This is a genomic window from Dyadobacter sp. AC419 (assembly GCF_979253085.1).
The window spans coordinates 140330-165430 of record NZ_CEEDCD010000017.1 but is presented as its reverse complement, the minus strand read 5'-3'; the positions used below and the strand labels follow the sequence as shown (position 1 = coordinate 165430).

22 protein-coding genes and 4 pseudogenes are annotated in these 25101 nt (G+C 45.0%); 11 read left to right on the top strand and 15 right to left on the bottom strand.

Annotation, left to right across the window (positions count from 1 at the left end):
- Window positions 1-89 precede the first annotated feature (89 nt).
- The 5 genes from AC0IYG_RS11010 to AC0IYG_RS10990 form a co-directional block, all read right to left on the bottom strand.
- Window positions 90-686, bottom strand: a complete 597-nt coding sequence (locus AC0IYG_RS11010) for a pseudouridine synthase (protein WP_471711127.1) — start codon at window positions 684-686, stop codon at window positions 90-92.
- Window positions 687-718: 32 nt separating this feature from the next.
- Window positions 719-1261 carry a Uma2 family endonuclease gene (locus tag AC0IYG_RS11005; RefSeq protein ID WP_471711358.1) on the bottom strand — a complete coding sequence of 181 codons (543 nt, stop codon included), beginning with the start codon at window positions 1259-1261 and terminating at the stop codon, window positions 719-721.
- Window positions 1262-1345: 84 nt separating this feature from the next.
- The gene (locus AC0IYG_RS11000; RefSeq protein ID WP_471711126.1) at window positions 1346-2134 is read right to left on the bottom strand and encodes an exodeoxyribonuclease III; all 789 of its coding nucleotides are present in this window, start codon (window positions 2132-2134) and stop codon (window positions 1346-1348) included.
- Between the two features lie 4 nt (window positions 2135-2138).
- A complete protein-coding gene (locus AC0IYG_RS10995) occupies window positions 2139-3974 on the bottom strand; it encodes a hypothetical protein (protein ID WP_471711125.1) in 1836 nt (611 codons plus the stop codon).
- A 19-nt stretch (window positions 3975-3993) separates the two neighbouring features.
- On the bottom strand, window positions 3994-4626 hold the full coding sequence (locus tag AC0IYG_RS10990) for a hypothetical protein (protein ID WP_471711124.1): 633 nt from the start codon (window positions 4624-4626) through the stop codon (window positions 3994-3996).
- Window positions 4627-4718: 92 nt separating this feature from the next.
- On the opposite strand from AC0IYG_RS10990, the gene AC0IYG_RS10985 reads away from it, so the two are divergent.
- Window positions 4719-5282, top strand: a complete 564-nt coding sequence (locus AC0IYG_RS10985) for a DUF4494 domain-containing protein (protein WP_471711123.1) — start codon at window positions 4719-4721, stop codon at window positions 5280-5282.
- A 35-nt stretch (window positions 5283-5317) separates the two neighbouring features.
- Here AC0IYG_RS10985 and AC0IYG_RS10980 read toward each other — a convergent pair whose 3' ends face one another.
- Window positions 5318-6058, bottom strand: coding sequence for a hypothetical protein (locus AC0IYG_RS10980; protein ID WP_471711122.1), 741 nt, complete (start codon window positions 6056-6058; stop codon window positions 5318-5320).
- A 104-nt stretch (window positions 6059-6162) separates the two neighbouring features.
- On the opposite strand from AC0IYG_RS10980, the gene AC0IYG_RS10975 reads away from it, so the two are divergent.
- Window positions 6163-6972 carry a UDP-2,3-diacylglucosamine diphosphatase gene (locus AC0IYG_RS10975; RefSeq protein WP_471711121.1) on the top strand — a complete coding sequence of 270 codons (810 nt, stop codon included), beginning with the start codon at window positions 6163-6165 and terminating at the stop codon, window positions 6970-6972.
- Here the strand turns inward: AC0IYG_RS10975 and AC0IYG_RS10970 are convergent.
- The 4 genes from AC0IYG_RS10970 to AC0IYG_RS10955 all read right to left on the bottom strand — a co-directional run bounded on the left by AC0IYG_RS10970 (window position 6969) and on the right by AC0IYG_RS10955 (window position 9864).
- Window positions 6969-7712: a carboxypeptidase-like regulatory domain-containing protein gene (locus AC0IYG_RS10970; RefSeq protein WP_471711120.1), complete on the bottom strand. Its 744-nt coding sequence runs from the start codon at window positions 7710-7712 to the stop codon at window positions 6969-6971. The genes AC0IYG_RS10975 and AC0IYG_RS10970 overlap by 4 nt on opposite strands.
- 132 nt (window positions 7713-7844) lie before the next feature.
- A complete protein-coding gene (locus AC0IYG_RS10965) occupies window positions 7845-8678 on the bottom strand; it encodes a phosphatidate cytidylyltransferase (RefSeq protein ID WP_471711119.1) in 834 nt (277 codons plus the stop codon).
- Entirely contained in the window at window positions 8650-8871 is a 222-nt protein-coding gene (locus AC0IYG_RS10960) for a putative signal transducing protein (protein ID WP_471711118.1), read from the bottom strand. Before AC0IYG_RS10960 ends, AC0IYG_RS10965 begins: the two co-directional genes overlap by 29 nt.
- A gap of 21 nt (window positions 8872-8892) precedes the next feature.
- The gene (locus AC0IYG_RS10955; protein WP_471711117.1) at window positions 8893-9864 is read right to left on the bottom strand and encodes a lysostaphin resistance A-like protein; all 972 of its coding nucleotides are present in this window, start codon (window positions 9862-9864) and stop codon (window positions 8893-8895) included.
- 65 nt (window positions 9865-9929) lie between these two features.
- Between AC0IYG_RS10955 and dusB the strand changes: the two are divergent.
- The 4 genes and pseudogenes from dusB to frr all read left to right on the top strand — a co-directional run bounded on the left by dusB (window position 9930) and on the right by frr (window position 12820).
- Window positions 9930-10920, top strand: a pseudogene (gene dusB, locus AC0IYG_RS10950) (tRNA dihydrouridine synthase DusB).
- Complete coding sequence (locus AC0IYG_RS10945) at window positions 10914-11531, top strand: acyl-CoA carboxylase biotin carboxyl carrier protein subunit (protein WP_471711116.1); 618 nt, start codon at window positions 10914-10916, stop codon at window positions 11529-11531. The pseudogene dusB and the gene AC0IYG_RS10945 overlap by 7 nt, the downstream one beginning before the upstream one ends.
- Window positions 11512-12231 (top strand): UMP kinase, encoded by a 720-nt coding sequence (gene pyrH / locus AC0IYG_RS10940; protein ID WP_471711115.1) that lies wholly within the window; start codon window positions 11512-11514, stop codon window positions 12229-12231. Before AC0IYG_RS10945 ends, pyrH begins: the two co-directional genes overlap by 20 nt.
- 28 nt (window positions 12232-12259) lie before the next feature.
- On the top strand, window positions 12260-12820 hold the full coding sequence (frr, locus tag AC0IYG_RS10935; protein ID WP_471711114.1) for a ribosome recycling factor: 561 nt from the start codon (window positions 12260-12262) through the stop codon (window positions 12818-12820).
- 66 nt (window positions 12821-12886) lie between these two features.
- Here the strand turns inward: frr and AC0IYG_RS10930 are convergent.
- A pseudogene (locus AC0IYG_RS10930) lies at window positions 12887-13878 on the bottom strand (UDP-glucuronic acid decarboxylase family protein).
- 39 nt (window positions 13879-13917) lie between these two features.
- Window positions 13918-15236 (bottom strand): annotated as a pseudogene (locus AC0IYG_RS10925) (UDP-glucose dehydrogenase family protein).
- Between the two features lie 267 nt (window positions 15237-15503).
- On the opposite strand from AC0IYG_RS10925, the gene AC0IYG_RS10920 reads away from it, so the two are divergent.
- From AC0IYG_RS10920 to AC0IYG_RS10905, 4 genes are all read left to right on the top strand, one after another.
- A complete protein-coding gene (locus tag AC0IYG_RS10920) occupies window positions 15504-16616 on the top strand; it encodes an acyl-CoA dehydrogenase family protein (RefSeq protein ID WP_471711113.1) in 1113 nt (370 codons plus the stop codon).
- Between the two features lie 125 nt (window positions 16617-16741).
- Entirely contained in the window at window positions 16742-17110 is a 369-nt protein-coding gene (locus AC0IYG_RS10915) for an SPFH domain-containing protein (protein WP_471711112.1), read from the top strand.
- Window positions 17111-17124: 14 nt separating this feature from the next.
- Window positions 17125-17655, top strand: a complete 531-nt coding sequence (locus tag AC0IYG_RS10910; protein ID WP_471711111.1) for an SPFH domain-containing protein — start codon at window positions 17125-17127, stop codon at window positions 17653-17655.
- A 1-nt stretch (window position 17656) separates the two neighbouring features.
- The gene (locus AC0IYG_RS10905; RefSeq protein WP_471711110.1) at window positions 17657-18133 is read left to right on the top strand and encodes an NfeD family protein; all 477 of its coding nucleotides are present in this window, start codon (window positions 17657-17659) and stop codon (window positions 18131-18133) included.
- A gap of 30 nt (window positions 18134-18163) precedes the next feature.
- Here the strand turns inward: AC0IYG_RS10905 and pafA (AC0IYG_RS10900) are convergent, their stop codons facing one another.
- The 3 genes and pseudogenes from pafA (AC0IYG_RS10900) to AC0IYG_RS10890 form a co-directional block, all read right to left on the bottom strand.
- Window positions 18164-19819, bottom strand: a complete 1656-nt coding sequence (pafA, locus tag AC0IYG_RS10900) for an alkaline phosphatase PafA (RefSeq protein WP_471711109.1) — start codon at window positions 19817-19819, stop codon at window positions 18164-18166.
- 63 nt (window positions 19820-19882) lie between these two features.
- Window positions 19883-21556: an alkaline phosphatase PafA gene (gene pafA / locus AC0IYG_RS10895; protein WP_471711108.1), complete on the bottom strand. Its 1674-nt coding sequence runs from the start codon at window positions 21554-21556 to the stop codon at window positions 19883-19885.
- A 123-nt stretch (window positions 21557-21679) separates the two neighbouring features.
- Window positions 21680-24435: pseudogene (locus AC0IYG_RS10890) on the bottom strand (M16 family metallopeptidase).
- Window positions 24436-24701: 266 nt separating this feature from the next.
- Between AC0IYG_RS10890 and AC0IYG_RS10885 the strand changes: the two are divergent.
- A complete protein-coding gene (locus tag AC0IYG_RS10885) occupies window positions 24702-25094 on the top strand; it encodes a hypothetical protein (RefSeq protein WP_471711107.1) in 393 nt (130 codons plus the stop codon).
- Window positions 25095-25101: the final 7 nt, after the last annotated feature.

Here is a 25101-nt window from a genome sequence, read left to right as displayed (position 1 = left end):
CCGTATTTTGAGAAAAGGATATATACAAAATTAACCCTTCTGTCCGGTTTGGCAACACCGCAATGACGTTTTATCCGATCGCGAGCCGATCAGTCATAAACGCGGCGCACGGCTTTGGCCGTAACTTCCCATACGTCCCCGGGTTTAGGAAAATCACCATCCTTGTCGTTAAGTGAAATTTTCCCGATCGACCAGCGGACCAGTCGCAATGTTGGAAAGCCAACGGCAGCGGTCATGCGCCTCACCTGACGGTTTTTTCCTTCTCCAATCGTGATAGAAACCCATGAAACAGGAATGTTTTGCCTGAACCGGATCGGTGGATTGCGTTCCGGAAGAGCTGGTTCTTCAATGGGTGAAATGGTTGCAGGAAGTGTCAGATGCTTTTTACCATTGATTGAAATGGAAACACCTTTGCGCAGCAATTCACATGATTCTTCGGTTATAATGCCTTCAACCTGTGCGTAGTAAGTTTTGGAATGCTTGTTTTTAGGATCTAAAACTTTCGTTTTAAGAAAGTTATCATTGGTCAAAAGCAACAGGCCTTCGCTATCGGCATCCAGTCTGCCAACCGGGTAAATATCCTTCGGAAATTCAAAGTCGAGGTCAGCAAGCGTCGGGTGATCACCTTCACGGGTAAACTGCGAAAGCATTCCAAAAGGCTTGTAAATGAAGAAGTAACGAAACAAATGAATTAAAATTAAATCTGAATGAGCAGCGATTATTTCAGAAGCGCGCCAGGATTTAAGGAAAAACCAGGCAGGACATCCTCACCAGACAGCATCACATCCAGACTATCAAGAACTGCGGGTGATTTGCCTTTTTTGTAAATGTGGATTTTGTTTTCAAAACGGTCAATTAACCAGCCAAGCTCCGTGCCATTGGCAATGTATTCAGCCATTTTATCCTGCAAATACATTAGTTCATCCGACTTAGAGCGGATCTCAATCACGAAATCCGGGCATATGGGCGCGAAAGTTTCCTGTTGATCTTCGGTGAGCGCATCCCATTTCTGACTTATCACAAATGATGCATCCGGCGATCGCACAGCTCCGTTCGGCAATGTGAAGCCGGTTGAGGAATCAAAAACTTCGCCTAGTTGTGCAGTTTCATTCCATTGCGATAATTGGGCGATGAAACGAACATTAAATTTTCCTGTAAATGATCCTGTTGGAGACATAAGTATAATATTTCCTTTTGAGTCCCTTTCGAACTCTAGTGTGTCGTTCATTTGGCAAAACTGGAAGAATTCTTCCTCACTCATCAGGTCTCCCATCTTCAAAGTTACCGGCATTGGCATATCCATAACGCTTTTGTTTGAATCTCGCTTTAATCAAAAATACGAAATTTATGAGTCGGTCTGCGAATATGGCGATTCAATTTCTAACCACACCGGACAATGATCCGAGTGGACGGCATCATTTATTTGCCGGCTCGAAACGATCCGATCTTTCAGTGTATCGGCCACCGAAATGTAATCAATGCGCCAGCCTTTGTTGTTGCCTCGTGCTCCTGCGCGGTAAGTCCACCAGGAATATTCCCTTAACTCAGGATTTTTAAACCGGAATGCATCTGTATAACCGCTGCCAAACCATTTCGTCATCCATTCTCTTTCCTCAGGCAGGAAACCGGACATTTTCTTGTTTCGAACAGGATCATGAATGTCGATTTCCGCGTGTGCAATGTTGTAGTCTCCGCAAATGATGAGATTAGGCCGCTCTTTTCTTAACTCATTTACCCAATCAAAAAAATCACCTAAAAACTGAATTTTCACTCCCTGCCGGATTTCCCCGCTCGTTCCGGAAGGAAAATAGCAATTGAGAATGGTGATATCGCCAAAATCTGCACGCAGAATCCGCCCTTCGGCATCATAAGCAGGAATTTCACAACCAGCGGTAACGAGATCGGGTTGAATTTTTGAAAACATGGCGACACCGCTGTAACCTTTTTTCTCCGCGGCATGCCAGCCGATCAGTTCATAACCCAGCGCTTCCAGACCGGAAAGATCCACAACATCCGGTGTCGCTTTCACTTCCTGAAAGCACAGAATGTCAACCGGAACAGTTTGTAACCATTCAACCAGACCATTCCGCAGCGCTGCGCGGATGCCATTCAAATTATAGGTGAGTATTCGCATTTCGCTATTTTTTACTATCACATAAAAAGATACTCCTGCCGGTAAATGACGATTTCCAGATGCCTAGTTCATCTTTTCCCATCATCCAAACCTCAAACAAACCTTCCGGCAGCTTCGTCCGGAACAGTGAATATTGATAATCGGAGCTATAATATGCGTGTGTTTTCAGGAAGTCGTCCGGTGAATTGGGGACCGGCAATGCGGGCAGCAGAATGGTGCGTTCCTTTGAAGCTAAGACAAAATAAAGTGGTTTTTCACCCGCTGCATCTTGCGCTTCAAAACGCAAATGTTTGGAAGGAATGTTGTTCAGATTATTCTGATAATCCACTTTGATGGCAAATTTTCCTTTGAAATGATCCGACTTGCTCCCCGTTTGTGTCAAGATGCTTTTGTAAGGCGGCAATGTTTTAAACTGATCAAATTCGACCAGATTATGCTTCTTTAAAGTGTCAATCAGGTTACGCATGCGGGTCGGATGGTTCCAAAAAGGAATGTCGCCGAAGTTATCGCCCGCAGTAAGGAACGTCTTGTGATTTTCCCAATAAAAACTGTCGATAGCAAGATCTTCGTGGAATTTGCGGATGCTGGCAATAGATAGATAATAACTCACAAAATGCAGCGCCACGAAGCTTAACAAGCCAAGAACGGCCGCAATTCGTCTCGCGCCTTTAAAGTTTTTGGCTAAAATGATCACGCAAACGTAAACGGTTGCCAGGAGTGCCACACCGAAAATCATGTATCGTCTGGAAAAAATATTCCCTCCATACATTACATAATTGCTTATAGGTCTGCTGATTACGAACATTGCGCCGGTTCCCATCGCGAACATCATTGCTCCCCACAAAAACCAGTCGCTCCAAAGTGGTTTTTTCTTCACAAAAAGCTTCACAACCCAAATGCAGAACACGACCATAACAGCTCCGCCAAGTAAAACACAGGCAATCATGTCACTATAAAATGACGGGACGAGCGGATGCAAAGCATCCAGATACAACGCATTGCCCCAGAAAGCAAATAGGAAAATGAGGTTGAAAACCGGATGCGGCCACACCGAACCCGTGTGCGACGGAATGACCTGATAGTCGAACAGGAAGTAAAAAATAAGGATTGCTGCTGCAATGGCGAGCCATAGGAACAACAGTCTGAAACGCTTTTGAAGCGATAAAATGAGCAAGCCAATGATCCAGACGAGTATGCCGCTGCCGCTTGTGAATGTGGTCAGCAAAGCGGCAATAATGCCGAGAAAAAATCCTTTCTGATCATTGCGCCCCAATCCATAGGCAGTCAGGAATGCAAAAAAGATCAGCGGTGTGTTCTGAATGGCGGCGATTCCCCAAATGGCATTTTCAAAATAAACCAGATTGAAAAGCACGTAAGGAACCGGGATGAAATAATACCAGGAAATCTGCTCTTTGCGAAATGATTGGAAAAGCAAAAGCAAAATGCTCAGCAGGAATAAGTTGCCGAGCAGGATTTGTGTTTTAATGTTAACCGTCCCCGTGAGCAAATGCATAAGCAGCATAACGGTCCTTTCGAACCCGAAACGATGCTGATTGACTTGCTCAAAAAGGACTTCAATTTTGGCAATGAAACCTTCCGCAATATGGAAGTTGTGAATGGTTTCGAGCAGGTTGAAATCGTCCGTGAATGGGATATTCAGCGTGTACGATTCCAGAATGAGATAAAAATAGACAACCGGGACAATGATTAACCCAATCCCCGACCATTTTCTCAGTCCAATCAGTTTCCCTGAAAACCATGAAATGCCGAATATGCATAACAGGATAAGAACCAGACTAAAATATTCAAAAAGGTAAGGGTTGTCTACAAGTATCTTCAAAACAATGTCTTTTTAATTATTAACGTGACCCGGTAACCATTTTGGCTGTGACTTCTTTTTCGAAAGTGATGTAGCCTGGATAGTTAACTTGTTTTCCAGCCAGATCGAGTGTTGGTCTGATCTTTACTTGAAATTTTGCTGGCTTAGCATCGGCTCTGCCGGTTAATGCCATAACCATATTGACGAATTCATCACGGGTTTTGTCATTGGAAAGCAACTGATAAGCATTGGTGTTCAGGCGCACCGGCACTCTTGTTGGCGATGTGCCAGGCAACACTTCAATCAACTGGCTCAGATAACCATTGAAAATCTCGTTATTGGTAAGCAAAACTTTGTATTCCAGCTGGTTAATAGCGGCGCGTTTTTTCGTAGGATTGGTAATGTCAATGTTCACACGAAGGTCGAGCGGCACATTTTTCCTCAAAAGTCCCATTGCCAGACCAGGATATTTCGCCAGGTCAAAATCACTGAAACTACGCAAATTCTTGAATTCACGGATGTCAATTCCTGCCAGATAAACGCTATCGACAGAGGCTATGTCATATTTGCAATCACCAAATGTTTTGGCATCGGCAACCTGCCGCCCTACGCCGCAGCTCGACAACGCACCGGCCATAATCATGATCACAATGACCCAAATGTTCTTTTTCATTCTGAAATTATTTTTCGCAAGTTAAACAGTAGGTATCACAACGCATGCACAGGACATCGATTATTAGTTTGTGACTATATTTTTTGCACGCATTGGACCAAGCGTCTACATTTGCATACTTTAAAAGAAAAACAAACGACATTATGGCGAGCTGGTATTTAGGAAAAATTCGGTATCAAAAAGAGGATGAGGCAGGAAGCCTGAAGACAATTAATGAGGTTTATCTGGTTGACGCCGTTTCTTACACGGAATCAGAAGCGAGACTTTACAAGCAGATCGTAACCGGTGCCAGCGATTTTAGTGTGACCAGCATTACCCGCATGCGCCTTGCGGATTTGTTTGCTTTTGAGGATGGTGAGCAATGGTTTAAGGCGAAAGTGATCTATTTTTCAGTGGATGAAAAGAGCGGTAAGGAGAAGAAAATCGTCAATTATATGCTTGTTAATGCGGAAGGCATTCAGCAGGCATTGGACAGGATCAATGAAAGCATGCGTAATTTCCTGATCCCTTACGAAACAACTGACATTAACTTGACGCCGATTCTGGATGTGTTCCCATACACCAAGGAAGAGGACGAGCAGGAAATTCCTGCCAATATGCGCCCGCTTTCCGAAGTGAAGGCTGAACGTGCAGAGGCAGAAGCTGTTGCAGAATAAGAAAAAAGCCGGCCTGATGATAGGCCGGCTTTTTCTTATTCTGTCTTAAACACCGGATATTCTTTCGTCTCCACCGTTTGTGGGTCTTTCCCGAAACTTTTCAACTTCAAAATAGTGTCCTTGGAATTGATCTCACCGATTAACTGATTCGGTTCGAGAACGTGCATAAAGTCAAAAGAAATCGGCATAGCAACCGCACTTTCAACAAATTCCAGCCCGTAAAGCGGATAAACACTGAATGGTGTTTTAGTCAACCAAACTTTGTCTTTGTTGTCAGAAGTCGCGTAGCTCACGTCATATTCTGAGCTTTCGAAACCGAAATCGTCGCGCTTATTTCCGGTTGGCAGCCAATAAGTTGAAAAATCTTCCCTGGCTTGCGCTTTTGTATCCGGTCCGGGCTTTAATGCGCCTACGGCCTCGTTTATTCTCATTTTTTTACCGTTCTCATCAGCGCCACAGAAAATGTATTTGCCGTCCGGAAAGCCAATTACAAAGTCGAAATCCTTCCCGCCTTTGCCAAAGCTGCTTTCTTTTTTGAACAACATCCCGCCACTGACCGGATCGAGATAAATTGTAATCGTTCCTTTCGTTTGCTCCGGTTTGTTTTCATAATCAAAAACCATTGCATGGCTAAAATAATATTGCCCTTGCGCCGGCCGCCATTGTGCAGCGCGTTGTTTGTCTGCCGGGATTTTCTTCACGGCTTGTGCAAATGTTGATGCGCTAGTAATGCCCGTAAAAAGCGCTATGAGTAATGGAATAAAGTATTTTTTCATGTTGATATTGTTAAAGAGCATGCAATCTAGAAAGAGACTTTTAAAAAACCACGCCGTGCCATTTAAAAGGAACATTGTAAATTGCGCCGCATTTAAACTTCCGCATGAACTTCCACTTTGAGAAAAAGACGATCCACTTGCAAGATGGCCGCCGCGCCTATTTTTCATCAGACTATCATCTTGGCGTTCCGTCCGCAACTTTGAGCCGCGAGCGCGAGAAACTGATTGTTAACTGGCTGGAATCCATTCAGCACGATGCGCAGGTTATCTTTTTGGTTGGCGATATTTTCGATTTCTGGTTTGAATACAAAAGGGCAATTCCCAAAGGTTTTGTGCGACTCCTAGGGAAGCTGGCGGAGCTTTCTGACCGAGGAATCGAGCTCATTATTTTTACCGGAAACCATGATATGTGGATGTCTGGCTATTTGACGGAGGAAATTGGCGCGCCCATTTATCGCAATCCCGTAAGTTTTACATTTGATTCAAATAAGGGCTCAAAAACAATGCTTATTGGCCACGGCGATGGATTAGGACCGGGAGACAGCACCTATAAGTTCTTGAAAAAGATTTTTGAAAATTCATTTTTCCAGGCTGTTTTCAGATTTGTGCACCCGGATGTGGGCATGTGGATTGCGCAGGAATGGTCTAAGCGAAGCCGTATCGCCAATGTTAATAAAGGCGAGGAACGATTTATGGGCGAAGATCACGAATGGTTACTGCAATATTGCCGGGAAGTGGAGCAAGCGCAACACCACGATTTCTACATTTTCGGGCATCGTCACCTTGTGCTGGATCTGCCGGTCAATTCAAAATCACGTTACATTAATCTGGGCGAATGGGTTACGCAGCAGCATTATGCCGCATTTGACGGACAAGATGTGAAGCTCCAAAAATTCGAGAGAAGCCGGTCTTAATTTCCGTTTTTCTTGATTTCGTTTTCAGGCATTGGCGGGATAAAGTCCTGCTTGGTAATGTTCTCTCGCGGAGCTGCGTTGAGGTCTTTTCTCCAATCCTTTTGTTTCAAATCACCTTTCTTAACCGACTTAATGAAGTTAGCCCACGCAAACGGATTCAGGAACGGAAATGTGGTTGCAAAACCTTTATTAGCCGATGATTCGCGTCCAAAAAGCAGCTGATCCATCGAATAACGGTAATTGGTTTGTGCATTATTAGGCACCTGCGCAGCCATTCTGTTGATATAATCCGGATCCGTGCTTCTTGCTAATGCATCTCGATCCGCCTGATCTGGCAATTTCAATTCTAAAAATGCCTTTTTGAATTCTTCTTCCGTCGAATAAGGATAAATGGTTACACCGGAAAGTGTTACAACGTCTTCACGCAAGGCAACAATCGCAGAGTAAATGTCCGAATTATAGTTCCTTGGGATAACGTGATATTGCTTTTTGAAACCTACATATCCGAAGACAATGCTGTCCCCCGGAAAAACTTTGATCGTAAAAGAACCGTCACTTCTGGACAATGTTCCGCGTCCTGCATTAACAATGAAGATCGTCGCGCCGGGCAAGATTTCAGTCGTCTTTCCGCCAACAACCATTCCGGAAAATACAATCGCACTTTGTTCACCCTGAGCAAAAGCGTCCCGGCCAGTAAAAGCTGCAAGCATTAATAAAAATATAAAAAGACTCCTTTTCATTCGTTCCGAATTGTTATTCCAAATCAATGTTAAACCAAAAGCATTTGTAAAATCAAACCAAAAAATTCATTCCTGATTTACAAACGACCTATTTCACAGGGCATTGCCCTTTTTGCCGACTAATGCGGGCGCTCAGGAAAAGAGCTTTAAAAAAGTGACGATAAACGGAGCCGAAAGAAGTAAACCATCGAACCGGTCTAAAAAGCCGCCGTGACCCGGAATACTACTCCCGGAATCTTTGATAGCAATGCTCCGCTTGAAAAGCGATTCCACAAGGTCACCATATGTGCCGACGACTACGATTATGGCCCCGATGCAATACCATTTCCAGGGTTCGAAGGTACGGAAATAATAACCGAGCGCAAATGCGATGAATGCGGCAAAAACTGCACTGCCCATCGCGCCTTCCCAGGATTTTTTGGGTGAAATGCGCTCAAACAGCTTCCGTTTTCCAAATTTCGTCCCTGCAAAATAACCGCCAATGTCAGACGCCCATAGCAGCAGCAAACTTCCCAGAACGATCTCATAATTGTAAACTCCGCCGCGCATGGCCATTACAATGATCAATGCAAAAGGAAGCGCTACATAAATGATTCCTAGAAATGTAAATCCAATGTTGGTAAACGGTTTCAGGTCATTCTTTTTATAAAGCTTGATAAAAAATATCATGGACAAAAGCGGACTGATAATGAAGTAATTTTCAAACGGGACAAAGTCCTGTTCTATCAGATACGCAAGTAACATCATGACTGTGCCACAGAATGTTCCATAATATGTCAGCGGCTGATTTCCATCCAGGCCGAGGAGCTTATAAAATTCCAGTTGGGTGAGCGAACTTATGGTGCAGAAAAGAAGTAAAAAGGTCAATTCACTGTAAAGAATGCAACTTATGATCACAAAAACCCCAGCCAGTGCCGTTATTGCCCGCTGCTGTAAATTATTCAGCTTCTCTAAGCGCTGCTTCATTCGTTATAATCGTTTGGGCCTGAGGGAGGTCAACTGCCGGGACGTGCACTTCATACATCCCGAAAACCGGATAATTGCTGTCTTTTTTGTCAACAATGACGGCTGCTATTCCGTTTTGCTCTAATATTTCACGTGCAATTTCCGCGCGGATAACTTGTCCGCTCTGGAATGCCTTCGCCCATTGCTCAGCCATATCAATTAATTAAATTAAAAATTAAAACTCATTATCCGTCACCATCACATGACGCTTCGATTCTCCCGCTTTACGGATAGAAAATAACATGCCTATTGTAACCAGTACAGAAGAAACCACCAGCATCACTGGCATCGATTTCGTTTCTTCAATGTTAATGTTCAGCACGCCAATGTTATTCAAATACATCATTACCAGCACAAAACCATTATTGACAAAGTGTGCGAGAATGGCAATCCATAAATTTCCGGTCCAGTAATATAAGTAACCAAACAGTGCACCAAGCAACATCCGGGGAAGGAATCCGTAAAACTGGAAATGTATGGCGCTAAAAATCGCAGCCGCAACCCAGATCCCTAAATGGTAATTTTGCCATGCGCCCACAAGTTTTCTTTGAATAATGCCTCTGAAAAGCACTTCTTCACCTAATGCAGGAAGCAGCACAACAATTACCAGGGCAATTAGCAGCTGGCTGAATTTTGTATAATTAGTCATGAATGCAGTCATGACCGAAAGCTGATCTTCCTTTTCACGCATCCAGAGTTCCAGACCAGACCAAGCATCGGGAAGCTTCATCGCAGCATTCCATTCAATGAATTTGCTATTGGCAGGAATAAAAACCAACACAAGCAAAAAAGCCAGTAACCAGATCCTGAATGCAGGTTTTTCACGAAAATCGAATTGACTGATCGTCTTACGCTCGATATAAATCCAGAAAACAAGCGAAGGAAGCAGGTAGGAAAAGAAGTGGACCGTTCCCTGCAACATCATGAGCGCATACCATCCGTTTTTTACGCCGGCAGGATTTGTGATCAGCTGATTGAGGATGGTTGTAATATTGTCAGGGTCAACTTTCATGTAAAGCGCAATGATCATCACAGCCAGAACATTGCCTATGGCCATGCCAATTAACACAAAGCCGGTCAAAACCATTAAACTGCCCAATAAGCCTGGCACTCGGGAAACAACCTGAATCGGGTTACTATTTTGCATAATTGGTGTAAATTTACAGTTAATTATGAATTTAAAAATAAGATTCAGGGGCCTTCCCTAATGTTATGGTAAAAATAGGAAACATAACGCTGGGCGATTTCCCGCTCCTTCTGGCACCCATGGAGGACGTGAGCGACCCACCGTTTCGAGCAGTTTGCAAGGAGAATGGGGCCGATCTGATGTACACTGAATTTGTGTCTTCGGAAGGGCTTATCCGTGATGCGGCAAAAAGTGTGCAAAAGCTGGATATATTTGAATATGAGCGCCCTGTGGGCATTCAGCTCTTCGGAAGTGACGTGGAAACGATGGGGTCTTGCGCTGAAATTGCTTCACGCGTGAACCCGGATTTGATCGATATAAATTATGGTTGCCCGGTGAAGAATGTGGCTTGTCGCGGTGCCGGTGCTGCGCTGTTGCAGGATGTCCCCAAAATGGTTCGGATGACCGAGGCGGTGATCAAGTCGACGCATTTGCCGGTTACAGTGAAGACGAGATTGGGCTGGGACGAAACCACGAAGAATGTTCAGGAAGTGGCTGAACGGTTGCAGGACATTGGCATTCAAGCACTTTCGGTGCATGGGCGCACGCGCGTGCAAATGTATAAAGGCTCGGCTGATTGGACATTGATTTCCATGATTAAAGACAATCCGCGTATTACAATTCCGATTTTTGGCAATGGCGATGTGGATTCGCCCGAAAAAGCATTGGAATACAAAAACAGGTTTGGCGTTGACGGCATTATGATCGGCCGTGCGACGATTGGAAATCCGTGGATCTTTAACGAGATCAAGCATTTTGTCAAAACAGGCGAAAAGCTAGCGCCGCCGACGATGGAACAGCGCGTGGCCGTTTGCCGCAAACACCTTGAATTCTCCATTCGCTGGAAAGGGCCGGTTGCAGGGGTTTTTGAAATGCGCAGACATTATACCAATTATTTCAAAGGATTAGACCACTTCAAACCATTCCGTATGCGACTTGTTGAAGGCATGACTTATGAAGAGCTGGACGGCATTTTACCAGGAAGTTGTCCACGAATACAGCGAAGCAATATGCTGAAAGTAACCGTTTCGGGTAATCCTGCATCCGATAATGCTGAGGCTTCAACTGGTGAGCATTTTGTCATTTCAAATGATAAAGGTCAATGGGCGATTGGCGGTAAGCCTTTTACAGGTGACATTGTGTCCATTGGCAAAAATCATTACCACGCGATTTGGCAAAATAAATCATACAACATTGAAGTGCTGGATTACAATGCTGCCGACAAATCGGTGCACCTTTTGATCAATGGGCAGCATTTATATACAAAGGCAAAAAACGAGCTCGACTTGCTTCTCGAAGGAATGGGTTTGCAAAACAGCAGCGCCAATAAAATCAACAACATTAAAGCGCCTATGCCGGGTTTGATCCAGTCCGTTGCTGTTGCGGAAGGGGACAGCATTAACAAGGGAGACACTTTGCTGGTGCTGGTTGCGATGAAAATGGAAAACACAATCAAATCGTCCGGAAACGGAATTGTAAAAACATTGAAAGTCTCGGCAGGACAAATCGTTGAAAAAAATCAGGTATTGCTGGAAGTTTCAATAAATTACTTGTTAATCTTAACTTCCTACCCTTATTTTTACGGTCGAAAACACCTACATCACCATCATGCCCGAACCAAAATATAAACGTTTACTACTCAAACTTAGCGGAGAAGCACTTAACGGAGGCGACAAAGGCCAGGTTATCGATTTCAACATTCTTGATGCTTACGCCAAAGAAATCAAAAGAATTGCCGAAGTAGGCGTTCAAATTGCAATCGTCATCGGCGGTGGAAACATCTTCCGCGGTGCATCGGTCGAAAAATCGGGTATTGACCGGGTGCAGGGCGACCATATGGGCATGCTGGCCACTGTTATCAATGGCATGGCAATACAAAGCTCTCTTGAAAAACATGGCATGAACACGCGTCTGATGTCTGCCATTAAAATGGAGCAGGTTTGTGAACCGTTGATCCGTCGCAGGGCAATTCGTCACCTTGAAAAAGGCCGCGTTGTTATCTTCGGTGCGGGAACAGGAAATCCATATTTCACTACGGATACAACTGCCGGTTTGCGCGCAATCGAGTCAGAATCGGAAGTGGTTTTGAAAGGAACTCGCGTTGACGGCGTTTACACAGCTGACCCGGAGAAAGATCCGCTTGCTACAAAATACACGCAGTTGACTTTCGATGAAGCGCTGTCCAAGAATCTGAAAATCATGGATTTGACGGCTTTCACGCTTTGTAAGGAAAATAATGTGCCGATCATCGTTTTTGATATGAACAAACCCGGAAACCTGTTTGATTTGGTAATGGGCGAAGAAGTAGGCACACTGATATCTAACTAGCAGTAATACAATATCTTACTACAAAATAATGGAAGAAATAGAATTATATCTGGAGGACGCCAAAGACACCATGGAAGGCGCCATCAAACACCTTATCATTGAGTTGGGTAAAATACGTGCAGGAAAAGCATCACCTCAGATGCTTGAAGGCCTTCAGATTGAATATTATGGTTCTATGACGCCTTTGCAGAATGTGGCTACCATTAACACGCCCGATGCAAGGACTATCGCCATCAGACCGTTTGAGAAAAAGATAATTAACGAAATTGAAAAGGCGATCCGCAATGGCAACTTGGGTTTTGCGCCTTCGAATGATGGTGAAATGATCCGGATTTCCGTTCCGCCGTTGAATGAGGAACGCAGAAGGGAATTGGTTAAACGCGCGAAAAACGAGATTGAGACCGCGAAAATAAACATTCGTAACATTCGTCAGGATGCTAACAATTCATTGCGCAAGCTGACCAAAGAAGGCGTTGCAGAGGATTTGGTTAAATTAAGCGAAGACCGCGTTCAAAAACTCACCGACGGTTTTATAACCAAAGTGGAGCAGATCTTTAATGCGAAGGAAAAAGAAATTATGGAAGTTTAGCAGCAGCCGAACCTCTTTTATAAGAGCATAAAAAATCCCGCAAAAGCGGGATTTTTTATTGGTAAGCTATTTTGTGCTGCTGAAACTTTCGAAGCCTCTGTGGTTCGACTCTTCGTACAACCTTTCTTTCGGCAGGTTGCGGAAGTAATCGTAAGTGATCCGGAGACCTTCTTCACGCGAAACTTTTGGTTCCCAGCCTAATATTTCTCTCGCCAATGTAATGTCCGGTTGACGCTGTTTTGGATCGTCCTGCGGAAGTGGCTGATAAATTACTTTCTGATCTGTTCCGGTTAGTTTGATAATTTCCTCAGCAAACTCACCAATCGTGATTTCAGATGGGTTACCAATGTTGACAGGCAATGCGTAATCGCTCATCAGCAAACGGTAAATTCCTTCAACCAAATCATCCACATAGCAGAATGCGCGCGTCTGAGAACCATCACCAAACACTGTAATATCCTCACCCTCTAAGCGCTTGCCCGATGAATGCTGGCAATACACGTCCGTCATTGAGGCGCATTCTAGGACCATATGTGTTAAAGATCCTTACAATGCGTGTTTCCAGTTCGTGATAACGGTGATATGCCATCGTAATCGCTTCCTGATAACGTTTTGCTTCATCATAGCAACCGCGTGGCCCGATCGGGTTCACGTGTCCCCAGTAATCTTCTGTTTGCGGGTGAACCAACGGATCTCCGTAAACCTCAGATGTAGAAGCAATGATGAAACGTGCTTTTTTTACGCGGGCAAGGCCGAGCAAATTATGCGTTCCATCGCGCCCACTTTCAGCGTTTGAATAGGAATTTTCAGATAGTCAATCGGGCTGGCCGGAGACGCGAAGTGCATGATATAATCCAGGTCACCAGGCACGTGAACGAATTTCGTAACATCGTGGTGATTGAATTCAAAGTTGGGATCCGGCATCAAATGCTCGATGTTCCGCATATCGCCAGTAATCAGGTTGTCCATCCCAATCACGTACATGCCTTCTTTCAGAAAACGCTCGCAAAGGTGAGACCCAGAAAACCCGCTGCTCCGGTGATTAATACACGTTTCATTTAAAAATGAGATAGGTTAGATGTTTATTTTGGACTTCCTCAGGCTGGAATCACTTTTTCTCTTCCAATGCTGTAATAGGTGTAACCCATTTCACGCATTTGTTCCAGTTCATAGAGGTTTCTTCCGTCAAAAACTACTTTGTTTTTAAGCAGTTTACCCATTTTTTCAAATTCAGGTGTACGGAACTGAGGCCATTCAGTGAAGATCATTAATGCATCAGCGTCGTCCAAAGCTGCATAAGGCGTGTGGCAGAAAGTAACTTTATCTCCCAAAATTCCTTTTACATTGTTCATCGCTTCCGGATCGTAAACAGTCACACGTGCGCCTGCTTCAAGCAATGCATTGATGTTTTCCAAAGCTGGTGCTTCGCGGATATCATCTGTATAAGGTTTGAACGCCAAGCCCCATACTGCAATCGTTTTATCTTCAAGCTGCCACCAAAATAGTTATCAACCATTGGTAAAAGCTTTTTCTTCTGATCATCATTCACATCCATAACAGATTGCAGGATGCGGAAGTCGTAGTTAAAATCTTTCGAAGTTTTCGCAAGCGCCTGCACGTCTTTTGGAAAGCAGCTTCCGCCGTAACCGATTCCTGCAAACAAAAAGCGTTTTCCAATGCGGCTGTCCGTTCCGATTCCGCGACGGATGTCATCCACATTCGCACCCACTTTCTCGCAAAGGTTAGCGATCTCGTTCATGAAAGTAATTTTCATGGCAAGGAATGAATTGGCAGCATATTTGGTCATTTCCGCAGAACGCTCGTCCATGAAAATAACCGGGTTGCCTTGTCTTACCAATGGAGCGTACAATTTCTCCATCACTGTTTTCGCTTTTTCAGACGAAGTTCCGACCACAACGCGGGTCAGGCTTCATGAAGTCTTCAACGGCAACACCTTCTCTTAAAAACGCAGGGCCTGAAACAACGTCGAATTCAACTTTTGCATTGGCTGCGATGGCCGCATTTACTTTTTTCAGCAGTTCCAACAGGAACGGTGCTCTTGTCAATGATCACAGCATATTTGTCAAGAATATGGCCCAGATCATCTGCAACTTTCCAGGATATATTTCAAGTCAGCAGACCCGTCTTCTCCCGGAGGTGTAGGAAGTGCAAGGAATATAACCTCGGCATCTTTAATTCCTTCTGCTAGATTAGTTGTGAACAACAACCTTCCCTCAGCAACGTTGCGATCAAAAAGAACGTCCAGACCCGGTTCGTAAATCGGGATCTCCCCTTTTTGCAAACGTTCCACTTTTCTGACATCAATGTCAACACAGGTTACCTGGTTGCCCGTTTCGGCAAAGCATGTTCCGGTAACCAAACCAACGTAACCTGTTCCTACAACTGCAATTTTCATAAAAATGTGATAATTATTATATAGCTGTTACGACACTTATTAATTAACGTTAAAATATTGTATTAAACCAAGTCGGCAAAAATTGGCTTTATGCAAAAGTAATTTTTTTAAATGAATCTTCACCGCATGATGTAGGATTTGTTCGTTTACGGATAGGGAAATGTTTCCAATTCTTGCTAACATTGAGCGACATAAATATAATCATCAACGAATATGGATTTGGTAAATCAGGATATAATTGAAAGTCAGCGGGAACAAACCTGTAATATGATCCGTGAAACCGTTAAGGACTTTGCCGCAATTCATATCAGACCACACATCAGGACTTGGGACGAAGCGCAGCAATTCCCTAAAACGCTCTTTAACAGCATGGGAGAACTTGGCCTCATGGGCATGCTTGTCCCCGAGGAGTATGGCGGCTCCGGATTTGGATATAAGGAATATGTGACCGCAATTATCGAGCTTTCCAAAAACGATCCTTCGGTTGGCTTGTCCATGGCTGCGCACAATTCGCTTTGCACCAATCATATCCTGATGTTTGGCAATGAAAGCCAGAAACAAACATATCTTCCAAATCTCGCTTCCGGCCAGCATGTTGGTGCATGGGGCCTTACGGAACCCAATACAGGATCTGACGCTGGCAATATGCGCACAGTCGCCGTGCGTGACGGAGACGATTGGATTATTAATGGTTCCAAAAATTTTATCACCAACGGAAAAACCGGCGATGTCGCCGTCATTATAACACGAACCGGCGAGCCGGGAGACAAGCACGGGGCCACTGCATTCATTATAGAACAAGGCACGCCCGGTTTCAGCTCAGGCAGAAAAGAAGACAAATTAGGCATGCGTGCATCCGAAACAGTTGAACTGATTTTCCAGGATTGCCGCGTTTCCGACAGTCAGCGCCTTGGTGAAATCGGTGATGGCTTTGTACAATCATTAAAAGTGCTTGATGGCGGCCGCATTTCCATTGCAGCATTGGGTGTAGGCACTGCACTTGGTGCGTATGAAGCTGCGCTTGCTTATTCAAAAGAGCGCAAGCAATTTGGCAAAGCAATCTGTGATTTTCAGGCGATTGCATTCAAACTTGCTGATATGTATACGGATGTTCAGGCGTCGTCTTTGCTGACTTTCCATGCAGCCGCAATGAAGGATGCCGGACAAAAAGTGACCCTGGCGAGCTCCGTTGCCAAATATCACTCCTCAGAAACAGCAGTCCGCGTTGCGAATGAAGCGGTTCAGATTTTTGGCGGCTATGGTTTTGTAAAGGATTATCCAGCTGAAAAATTCTACCGGGACAGCAAACTTTGCACCATCGGCGAGGGAACCAGTGAAATCCAGAAGATGGTAATATCAAAAGAAATCTTGAAAGATTGATATTTCAAAAACCATCCATCCCAGTCATAAACCGACGAGCAAGTTTCCGAGTCGCTGATGGGAGTCGGAGTAGGAAGGCAGAAACGTTATGGTTATTTTCGCAATAGACCATAACCTGACTCATTATGACTCCACTCGTAGTATTATTAGTTCTCGTTGTATTTACTATTCTGATGACCGTAAAGGTCATCCCGCAGCAAACCGCGTATATTATGGAGCGGCTTGGCAAATTTTATGCGGTCCTTCAACCTGGCATCAATTTCATCATTCCTTTTTTTGACCGCATTGCCTATAAATACACGCTCAAAGAAACGGCTATCGACATTCCCGAACAGATATGCATTACGCGCGACAATGTGCAGGTGCGTATGGACGGAGTCATTTTCATACAGGTTATTGATCCCAAAAAGGCCGCATACGGCATTGCAGATTACACTTTTGCAGTAATTCAGCTCGCTCAAACCACAATGCGAAGCGAGATCGGAAAAACTTGATCTAGACAAAACATTTGAAGAACGCATGTACCATTAACCGCGCGGTCGTGGAATCCATCGATGAAGCGGCCACGGGCTGGGGCGTGAAAGTATTGCGTTACGAGATCAAAAATATTACACCGCCTCAAAGCGTTTTGATCGCTATGGAGAAACAAATGCAGGCGGAACGAGAAAGAAGGGCTGTCATTTTGCAGTCGGACGGAGAAAAGCAAGCCGCTATTAATGTTGCGGAAGGTCAGAAACAAAAAGTCGTTTTGGAATCAGAAGGGCTTCGGTTAAGACAAATAAATGAGGCGGAAGGTGAAGCAGCAGCATTGCGTTCTGTTGCCGAAGCGACGGCGGAAAGTATCAAACTCGTGGCACAGGCGATCCAGATGGAAGGCGGCGTAGAAGCCGTTCAGCTGAAAGTGGCCGAAAATTATGTCGAGCAATTTGGTAAGCTGGCCAAGGCAGGAAACACATTAATTCTTCCTGCAAATCTTGCCGATATGGGCTCTCTCATAGCCACTGCACTCACTGTTGTTAAATCGGAACCGAAGAAATAGTATGGATTTGTCGTTGCCTCAAATATGGCTCATTGTCGGTCTGATCATGCTGATTGCGGAATTGGTCAGCGTTTTACTTGTCTTTGTGTTTTTCGCAATTGGCGCATTGTTTACATCATTACTCGCAGCATTCGGCCTGCTTAACAGCACCGAAAGTCAGATCATTGCATTTTCAATCATTTCCCTTGTTTCCATGTTTGTGCTGCGCAAGCATGCGCGAAGATTGCTCGACCGAAAGGGCGCTGCGGAATATACAGAGTTCGAAGGCGAAACGGCGATGGTGATCAAAGACATTCCTGCCGAAGGAGAAGGAAAAATTTATTATCGTGGTGCTGAATGGAAGGCCAATTCCGGAAATCACACGACAATCGCAGCGGGAAGTAAAGTCGTTATTAAGAAAAGCAGACGGAATCCTGCTGATAGTGGAAGAGTCCTGAAATATTTATTCATAAAAACGCTTAACATTCTGTTTTCCTGAATGTTGCAGCGTTTTCTTTTGTCTAAAAACTTACTTTTTTATCGCTTCTTCAACTGGATTTCCAATGTTTCCACTTGCTGGCAAAATGTGCAGCAGAGAAGCAATCGTCGGTGCAATGTCTGAAACCGATGTCCTGCGCAATGTTTCGCCTTTATTAATTCCCCAGCCAAACATGACGAAAGGAACCTGCGTATCGTAGTTGTAAGGCGTCCCATGAGATGTTCCAGTTGACGTTCCGTAAAACCAGCCCGGCTCGGTAATGATCTGCACATCGCCGCTGCGCTTCGCATTCACATTGTTTTTATATAATTCCAATTGATACGTGTTCAAAGGCGCTTTTCCAAGATCGGTAAGGTTAAGCACATCGGCCACACCGGGCACTTTCAGCAATGCTTCACGAATCACTTCGGTCGCCGCAGCAATGGTGATTTTCTTTTTTTGCAAAAGCGTGTGATCAAAGTAAAGCTGGTTATTTTCACGGCTAAGCACATATTTATCTTTGCCAAAAGTGTCGTCTAATGCATTGTCAATCGTAGAAACTACAACGCGCCGTTCAACCAATCCAGAAGGCAGCTTATTAGCAGCCGCAAAGCCCGGAACATCCACAACGCCATGATCGGCCGTCAGGAAAACGGTGTATTCGCCTTTGCCAACCCATCCATCCAGAAATGCAAAGAGATCAGCAAATTCTCTATCAAGCCTCAGAAAATCATCTTGCTGCTCCACAGAATTTGGTCCTACCCTATGCCCGATTTTATCTGTCGAAGAAAAACTGATGGCCAGAAAGTCCGTATCTTTTCCTTTACCCAAATTCTCCCCCTTCACAGCTTCAATCGCCATTTCCTTGGTGATCGTGTTTCCCCACGGCGTGTCGGTTACAACACCAAATGCATCGCCAGCCAAGCCCGCCAACTCATAAGGAAAAACGGGACGCTTAGCGCCCGGAAGCTTGCCTTCCCAATCCACATCGTCCGCCGAGCTTTGCGTGTAAGCGTCTGCAGAAAGCAATAATTGCCAACCTTTTTTCAAATATTCCGAAGGCATTTTCTTCGCATTGTAATCCTTCACCCATTGCGGCAATTCCTCCATGTAGTAAGTGCTCGTAACCCAATTCCCGGTTTTGGAATCAAACCAGTAAGAACCGTTCGCGGTGTGACCCGCTGGCAAAATCGATCCCCTATCCTTAATCGCTATGCCAATTGTCTTGTTCCGAAAATTAGTTGCAATCCGAAGCTGATCCGAAACTGTGCTGGTGAGCAGGTTACGCGGCGACATTTTCCCAACAGTCGGATTGTTGCTTCCAACGGTTTTAACAGTGCTGTCCTCTACACAATAAATGCTTTGCTTGGTAATCGGGTCAAACCATTCGTTGCCGACAATGCCATTAATCGCGGGAACGGATCCCGTGTAAGCCGAAGCGTGCCCGGCAGCGGTAACCGTTAATGCGTAACTGTAATGATTGTTACGGCAGTTGAAACCCTCATTCATCATGCGCTTAAAACCTCCTTCAGGATAGAGATCGTAATAGCGATACAAGTAATCATAACGCATTTGGTCCACCACAATGCCGACAACAAGTTTCGGCCGCGCCAGATTAGACGGTTTGGAAGCAACTTTCTTGTTTGTCTGAGCCAAAGCGGAAACAGACAGCAGGACAAACAATGCTTTTAAGCAGATTTTTTTCACGGTTCAGGAATTGGATTAATAAAAAACCTGCGGACGATTATCCGCAGGCGAAAAGATTCTCAACTATTTTTTCAAAGCTTCTTCCACTGCATTGCCCACATTCCCGCTCGGAGGCAGAATGTGCAGCAATGAAGAAATTGTTGGCGCAATGTCAGCAATCGTAGTCCGGCGCAAGGTTTCACCCTTATTTACACCCCACCCATAAAGCAGGAACGGCACGTGCGTATCATAATTATAAGGCGTTCCATGATCTGTTCCGGTGCCGTAAGAAGAGGCAAACCAACCCGGCTGGACGATCAGCTGAATGTCGCCGCTGCGCTTTGCATTGATGTTGTTTTTATACATTTCCAGTTGATATGTATTCAAAGGTGCGCGCCCGATGTCTGTCAAATTAAGCACATCCGCAACGCCGTCCACGGGCAGCAAAGCCTCGCGCAGCACATCGTAAACTTGCGCAACGGTCACTTTTTTATCTTTTAAAAGCTTCTTGTTGAGATAAAGCTGATAATTTTCAAATGCTGAAATATAATCGCCTTCGCCGAAAGCATCGTTCAATGCTTTCACAACTGTGCGCGTAAGTCCGGTTGCGCTCATTAGTCCGGCTGGCAATTTATGTTCTTTCCAAAATGCAGGAACGTCCATCGCTCCGTGATCGGCGGTCAGAAAAACGGTGTAATTTCCTTTGCCTGTCCAAGTGTCCAGAAAGTTGAACAAGTCCGCAAATTCCATGTCCAGTTTCAAATAATTATCCTCCTGCTCCACCGAGTTCGGCCCGAATGCATGTCCGATGCGGTCTGGCGTTGAAAAGCTTACCGCCAGAAAATCCGTGTCGGCTCCTTTACCCATATTTTCACCCTTAATCGCCGCAATCGCCATGTCTTTGGTCATGGTGTTTCCCCACGGAGAAGTCGTAATAACTGTGTAAGCGTCACCTGCTGTGCCAATCAGCTCATGCGGAAAAACAGATTTGGCTTCTCCTGAAATTTTTCCTTCCCAAAGCACATCGTCCGGCGAGCTTTGCGTGTATTCCGCAACGGGCAACAATGTCTTCCAACCCAGCTTGGAGTATTCAGAAGGCATTTTCCGGTTGTTATAAGCCGTTACCCATTCCGGCAGATCATTTCGGTAATAAGTGCTCGTTACAAAGTTTCCCGTTTTTGAATCAAACCAGTAAGCGCCCGTTGCCGCATGTCCCGCCGGAAGGATAGACGCCCGGTCCTTAATGGCAACACCAATCGTTTTTGAGCGGAAATTGGTTGCGATCCGCAACTGATCTGTCACCGTGCTTGTCAGCAGGTTCTTGGGTGACATTTTGCCAACGGCTCCATTATTGCTTCCTACTGTGGCCACCGTGCTGTCATCCGTGCAATAAACCGTTTTTCCGGCCTGACTATCATACCAATCGTTCCCTACAATGCCATTAACCGCTGGCAATGAGCCTGTATAAACAGCTGAATGTCCCGCTGCAGTAACCGTTAATGCATAATGATAATGGTTATTCCGGCAGTTGAAACCCTCATTCATAAGGCGTTTCAGTCCGCCTTCCTTGTATTTATCATAATAGCGATAGAGATAATCGTAGCGCATTTGGTCCACCACAATTCCCACAACCAACTTAGGACGTGCAAGTTTGCTCGGGCCGGCCGCTGTCTTTGTTTTTGACTGACTGAAAACGGTTGGGCTGATGAGAAGTCCGGCAATCAGGAATTTGAGGAACACGTTTGGTACCAATTTCATTTGAAAGAACATTGAAGGGATTTAATTTCCTTGTTATACTCGGCAAAGATAAAAATGTACTGCTTTAAAAGCAGAAAACCGGTCGCAAAATGCGACCGGTTTTCCTGTCTATTCACATTCAATTTATTTCTTTTCGCTTCCGCCGATCGGGGCAGGCGCTGCGGCCGCAGGCGCACCTTTTTTGGCTTTGGCAAAATCTCCTGCTTTGATAATGACAAGCTTATTATAGTCAATATGCTTGCTAAATGCTGCCTTAATCTGCTCAGGCGTCAATGATTCCACCTTTTTCTCAAAGTCTGCGTCCCACTGCATTGTGCGGTTCAGGTAAAGATTGCTCGTCAAAGTGTTGGTTAATGATGCATCCTGAGAGCGCGCCACCTGCCGTGATTGCAGGTAACCCGACTTTGCCGCTTTCAGCTCCTCGGCTGTAAAACCTTCTTTCATCGTCTTTTCAATCTCTTCCTTAAATGCAGCTTCGAGCTTTTCAGCATTTTGAGGCGCATAAATTGCGTAGGACATGAATGTTCCGTTTTTATCCAAGGGACTTGCCGAGAATTGTGATCCAACGCCATAACTTAATCCATCTTTCTGACGAATTCTCGTTGCCAGACGTGAGTTCAAAAAGCCACCTCCAAGCAGATAATTGCCAATCACCAATGCCGGATAATCAGGATCTGTGTCTTGCAAAGGCATATTTAATCCCGCAACGAACATTGCATTGGCTTTGTCCGGCGTTTCCAGCATCTTATTTTCCGCTTTTACAGCCACATATGGTGACGCAATTCTTGTAAATGGCTTCGCACTTTTCCAGTTTGAAAACTCATCATTGATAATTTTCTGAATGGCTGCTTTGTCAAAATCGCCTACAACCGTTGCAGACGCATTATTGGCTCCATAAAACTCCTTATGGAATTGTCTGATCTGGTCAATCGTGGTTGTCTTAATGCTTTCCACATCCTCATCGAACGTGCCAACATAGCGAATGTCGCTTTTCGGGTAAGGCGTTACAATGCGTCGATATTGATTGAATGCAATGGCCTGCGGTTCGCTGCGCTGCGATTCAATGCCGGCCAGCTCTTCTTGTTTAAGCTTTTCAAACTCAGACTCATCAAATGCCGGCGTTTTTAACACTTCCGCAACAAGCTTCATCACCGCAGGAAGATTTTCTTTGGTTGTTTCAATGCTCGCTCCGGCCTGGTTGGCAGCTCCAAAGAAGCTTACCCGCGCTTTGAGCTTGTCAAATTCATCTTTCAACTGTTGTCTTGTGCGCGTTTTCGTGCCCCTATGAGCATGGAACCCGTCAGATCAGAAATTGCCGATTTGTTCATCAGGCTTTTTTCATCACCATAACGCAATGTGATCCGGGCAGCAACCACATTTCCACGCGTGGTTTTGGGAAGCAATGCTGTTTCAATCGTGTTTGGTTTTTCGACGCGAGTCGTGCGGCTTTCCACATTCATTGGCGAAGGATCAAATGCCTCGCCTTCTGCCACAACGGCCTCTCCTTTGTAATTTTTAACGAGCTCAGCCACGTTTGGCGCCTCCGGAATTTCGGCTCTTACCGGGTTTGCTTCCGGCACAAATGTTCCTAATGTTCTGTTGGAAGGCTTCAAATAATATTGCGCAACGCGGAAAACATCTTCTGCGGAAACTTTGCGAATGTTGTCCCTGAACAAAAAAGCCAGTCGCCAGTCACCCGTTGCAATAGCTTCGCTCACGCTCAATCCAACGCGCTCGGAATTCCGGAATTCAAGATCCCAGTTTTTCAGGATTGTCGTTTTTGCGCGTTCAATGTCCTCATTGGACGGTTTCAGCACTGCCGCAGAATCCAATGTTGCAGTAAATGCTTTTTTCGCTTCGTCCAACGATTTTTCCTTCAAAACCTCTGCTCCGAAAAGCACAAAGCCCGGGTCATACAATTGGAAGCTGGCGCCGAACTCAGAAGATGCCTTTTTCGTATTAACCAGATTTTTATAAAGCCGGCTGTTCGGTTCAGCGGTCAAAAGCTCCGTCAGAACTTCCATCGCCGGATAATCGGCATGCGAACCGGGCATAATGTGATACGCAGCCATGATCATTTGCACATCGCCCGTTCTTTTTAATTCAACAAATCGCTCTCCATCCTGCGTTGGCTCGGACGTGTAAGATTTGGGAAGGACACGCTCTGGTTTTGGGATTTTACCAAAATAATCGTTGATCATAGCCAGCGTTTTGGCTTCGTCAATTTTCCCGGCAACGGTCAGGACTGCATTATCAGGCTGATAATATTTTTTATAAAATGCCTGTAAATTGTCAATAGGCACTTTTTCAATATCGGAACGGTTTCCGATGGTCGATTTTCCGTAATTATGCCAAAGGAAAGAGCCGGAAATAACGCGTTCCATCAATACACGGAACGGACTGTTTTCCCCCGATTCGAACTCATTGCGCACCACGCTGAATTCACTGTCAAGGTCTTTTTTGGCAATAAAAGAGTTGATCATTCGGTCTGATTCCAGGTCGAGCGCCCATTTCAGATTTTCTTCTGTGGCCGAAAATGTCTCAAAATAATTGGTACGGTCATACCAGGTGGTTCCGTTGGGCCTTGCGCCGTGCTCAGTCAGTTCCTGCGGAATGTTCGGGTGCTTCGGCGTGCCTTTGAAAACCATATGTTCAAGCAAATGCGCCATGCCCGTTTCGCCGTAACCTTCGTGCCGCGAACCAACGAGATAAGTGACGTTAACAGTCACAGTTGGCTTTGACGGGTCGGGAAACATGAGCACTTTCAAGCCGTTTTCGAGGTTATACTCGGTGATCCCCTCCACCGAAGTGATCTTTTTGACGCCTTTCGGCAAATCCTGCGCAAACGCGGGAGCCGCAAGCATGGACGCCAAAAGCATTCCGCAAACAGCTTTATTGCTGAATGCGCTTCTTTTAAATTTCATGACCATACCAATAAGAATAAGATGAGATTTACAATGTATGAAAATAGCTGAGAATATCGCATTTAGCAATGACTAACGGATAAATGGTAAAATAAAATCAGTGCAACAAAACCGACCTGTTTTGCCGTATCTGTTTGCAACTGCTCTACATATTTTCGGCGCCAGTAGGAATTCTGAGAGAAGAATAGCAGTTTTAGCATATATGATTTAATCATTAGTAAATGACACCGTTCAAAAATATAAGCCGCCTTTTTCTATTGTCTGCCGTCCTGTTTTTGGCAAGCTGCTCTTCGGGCATCCCTATCTCGACCAATACAAAGTATCCAATTGAGTTACTATATGATAATCAGCCGCTTGAACGCCCTTATTCAGAAATTGGGATTGTGGAAATAACGAGTGAAGATTCGTTGACAGCGCGTCAGACGCAGGACAAGCGCATGATGTATCGCGGCAATGATGCAAAAACGAAAGAATTGCTGACCGCCAAACTCGTTATGAAGGCGCAAAAGATTGGTGCCGATGCCATTATCAATGTGAAATACAAGTATTACACCAGCGTGAAAAGTGAAGGTTACATGCTTAGCGGGCTGGCTGTGCGTTACCGGGGTGAATGATCAAGTT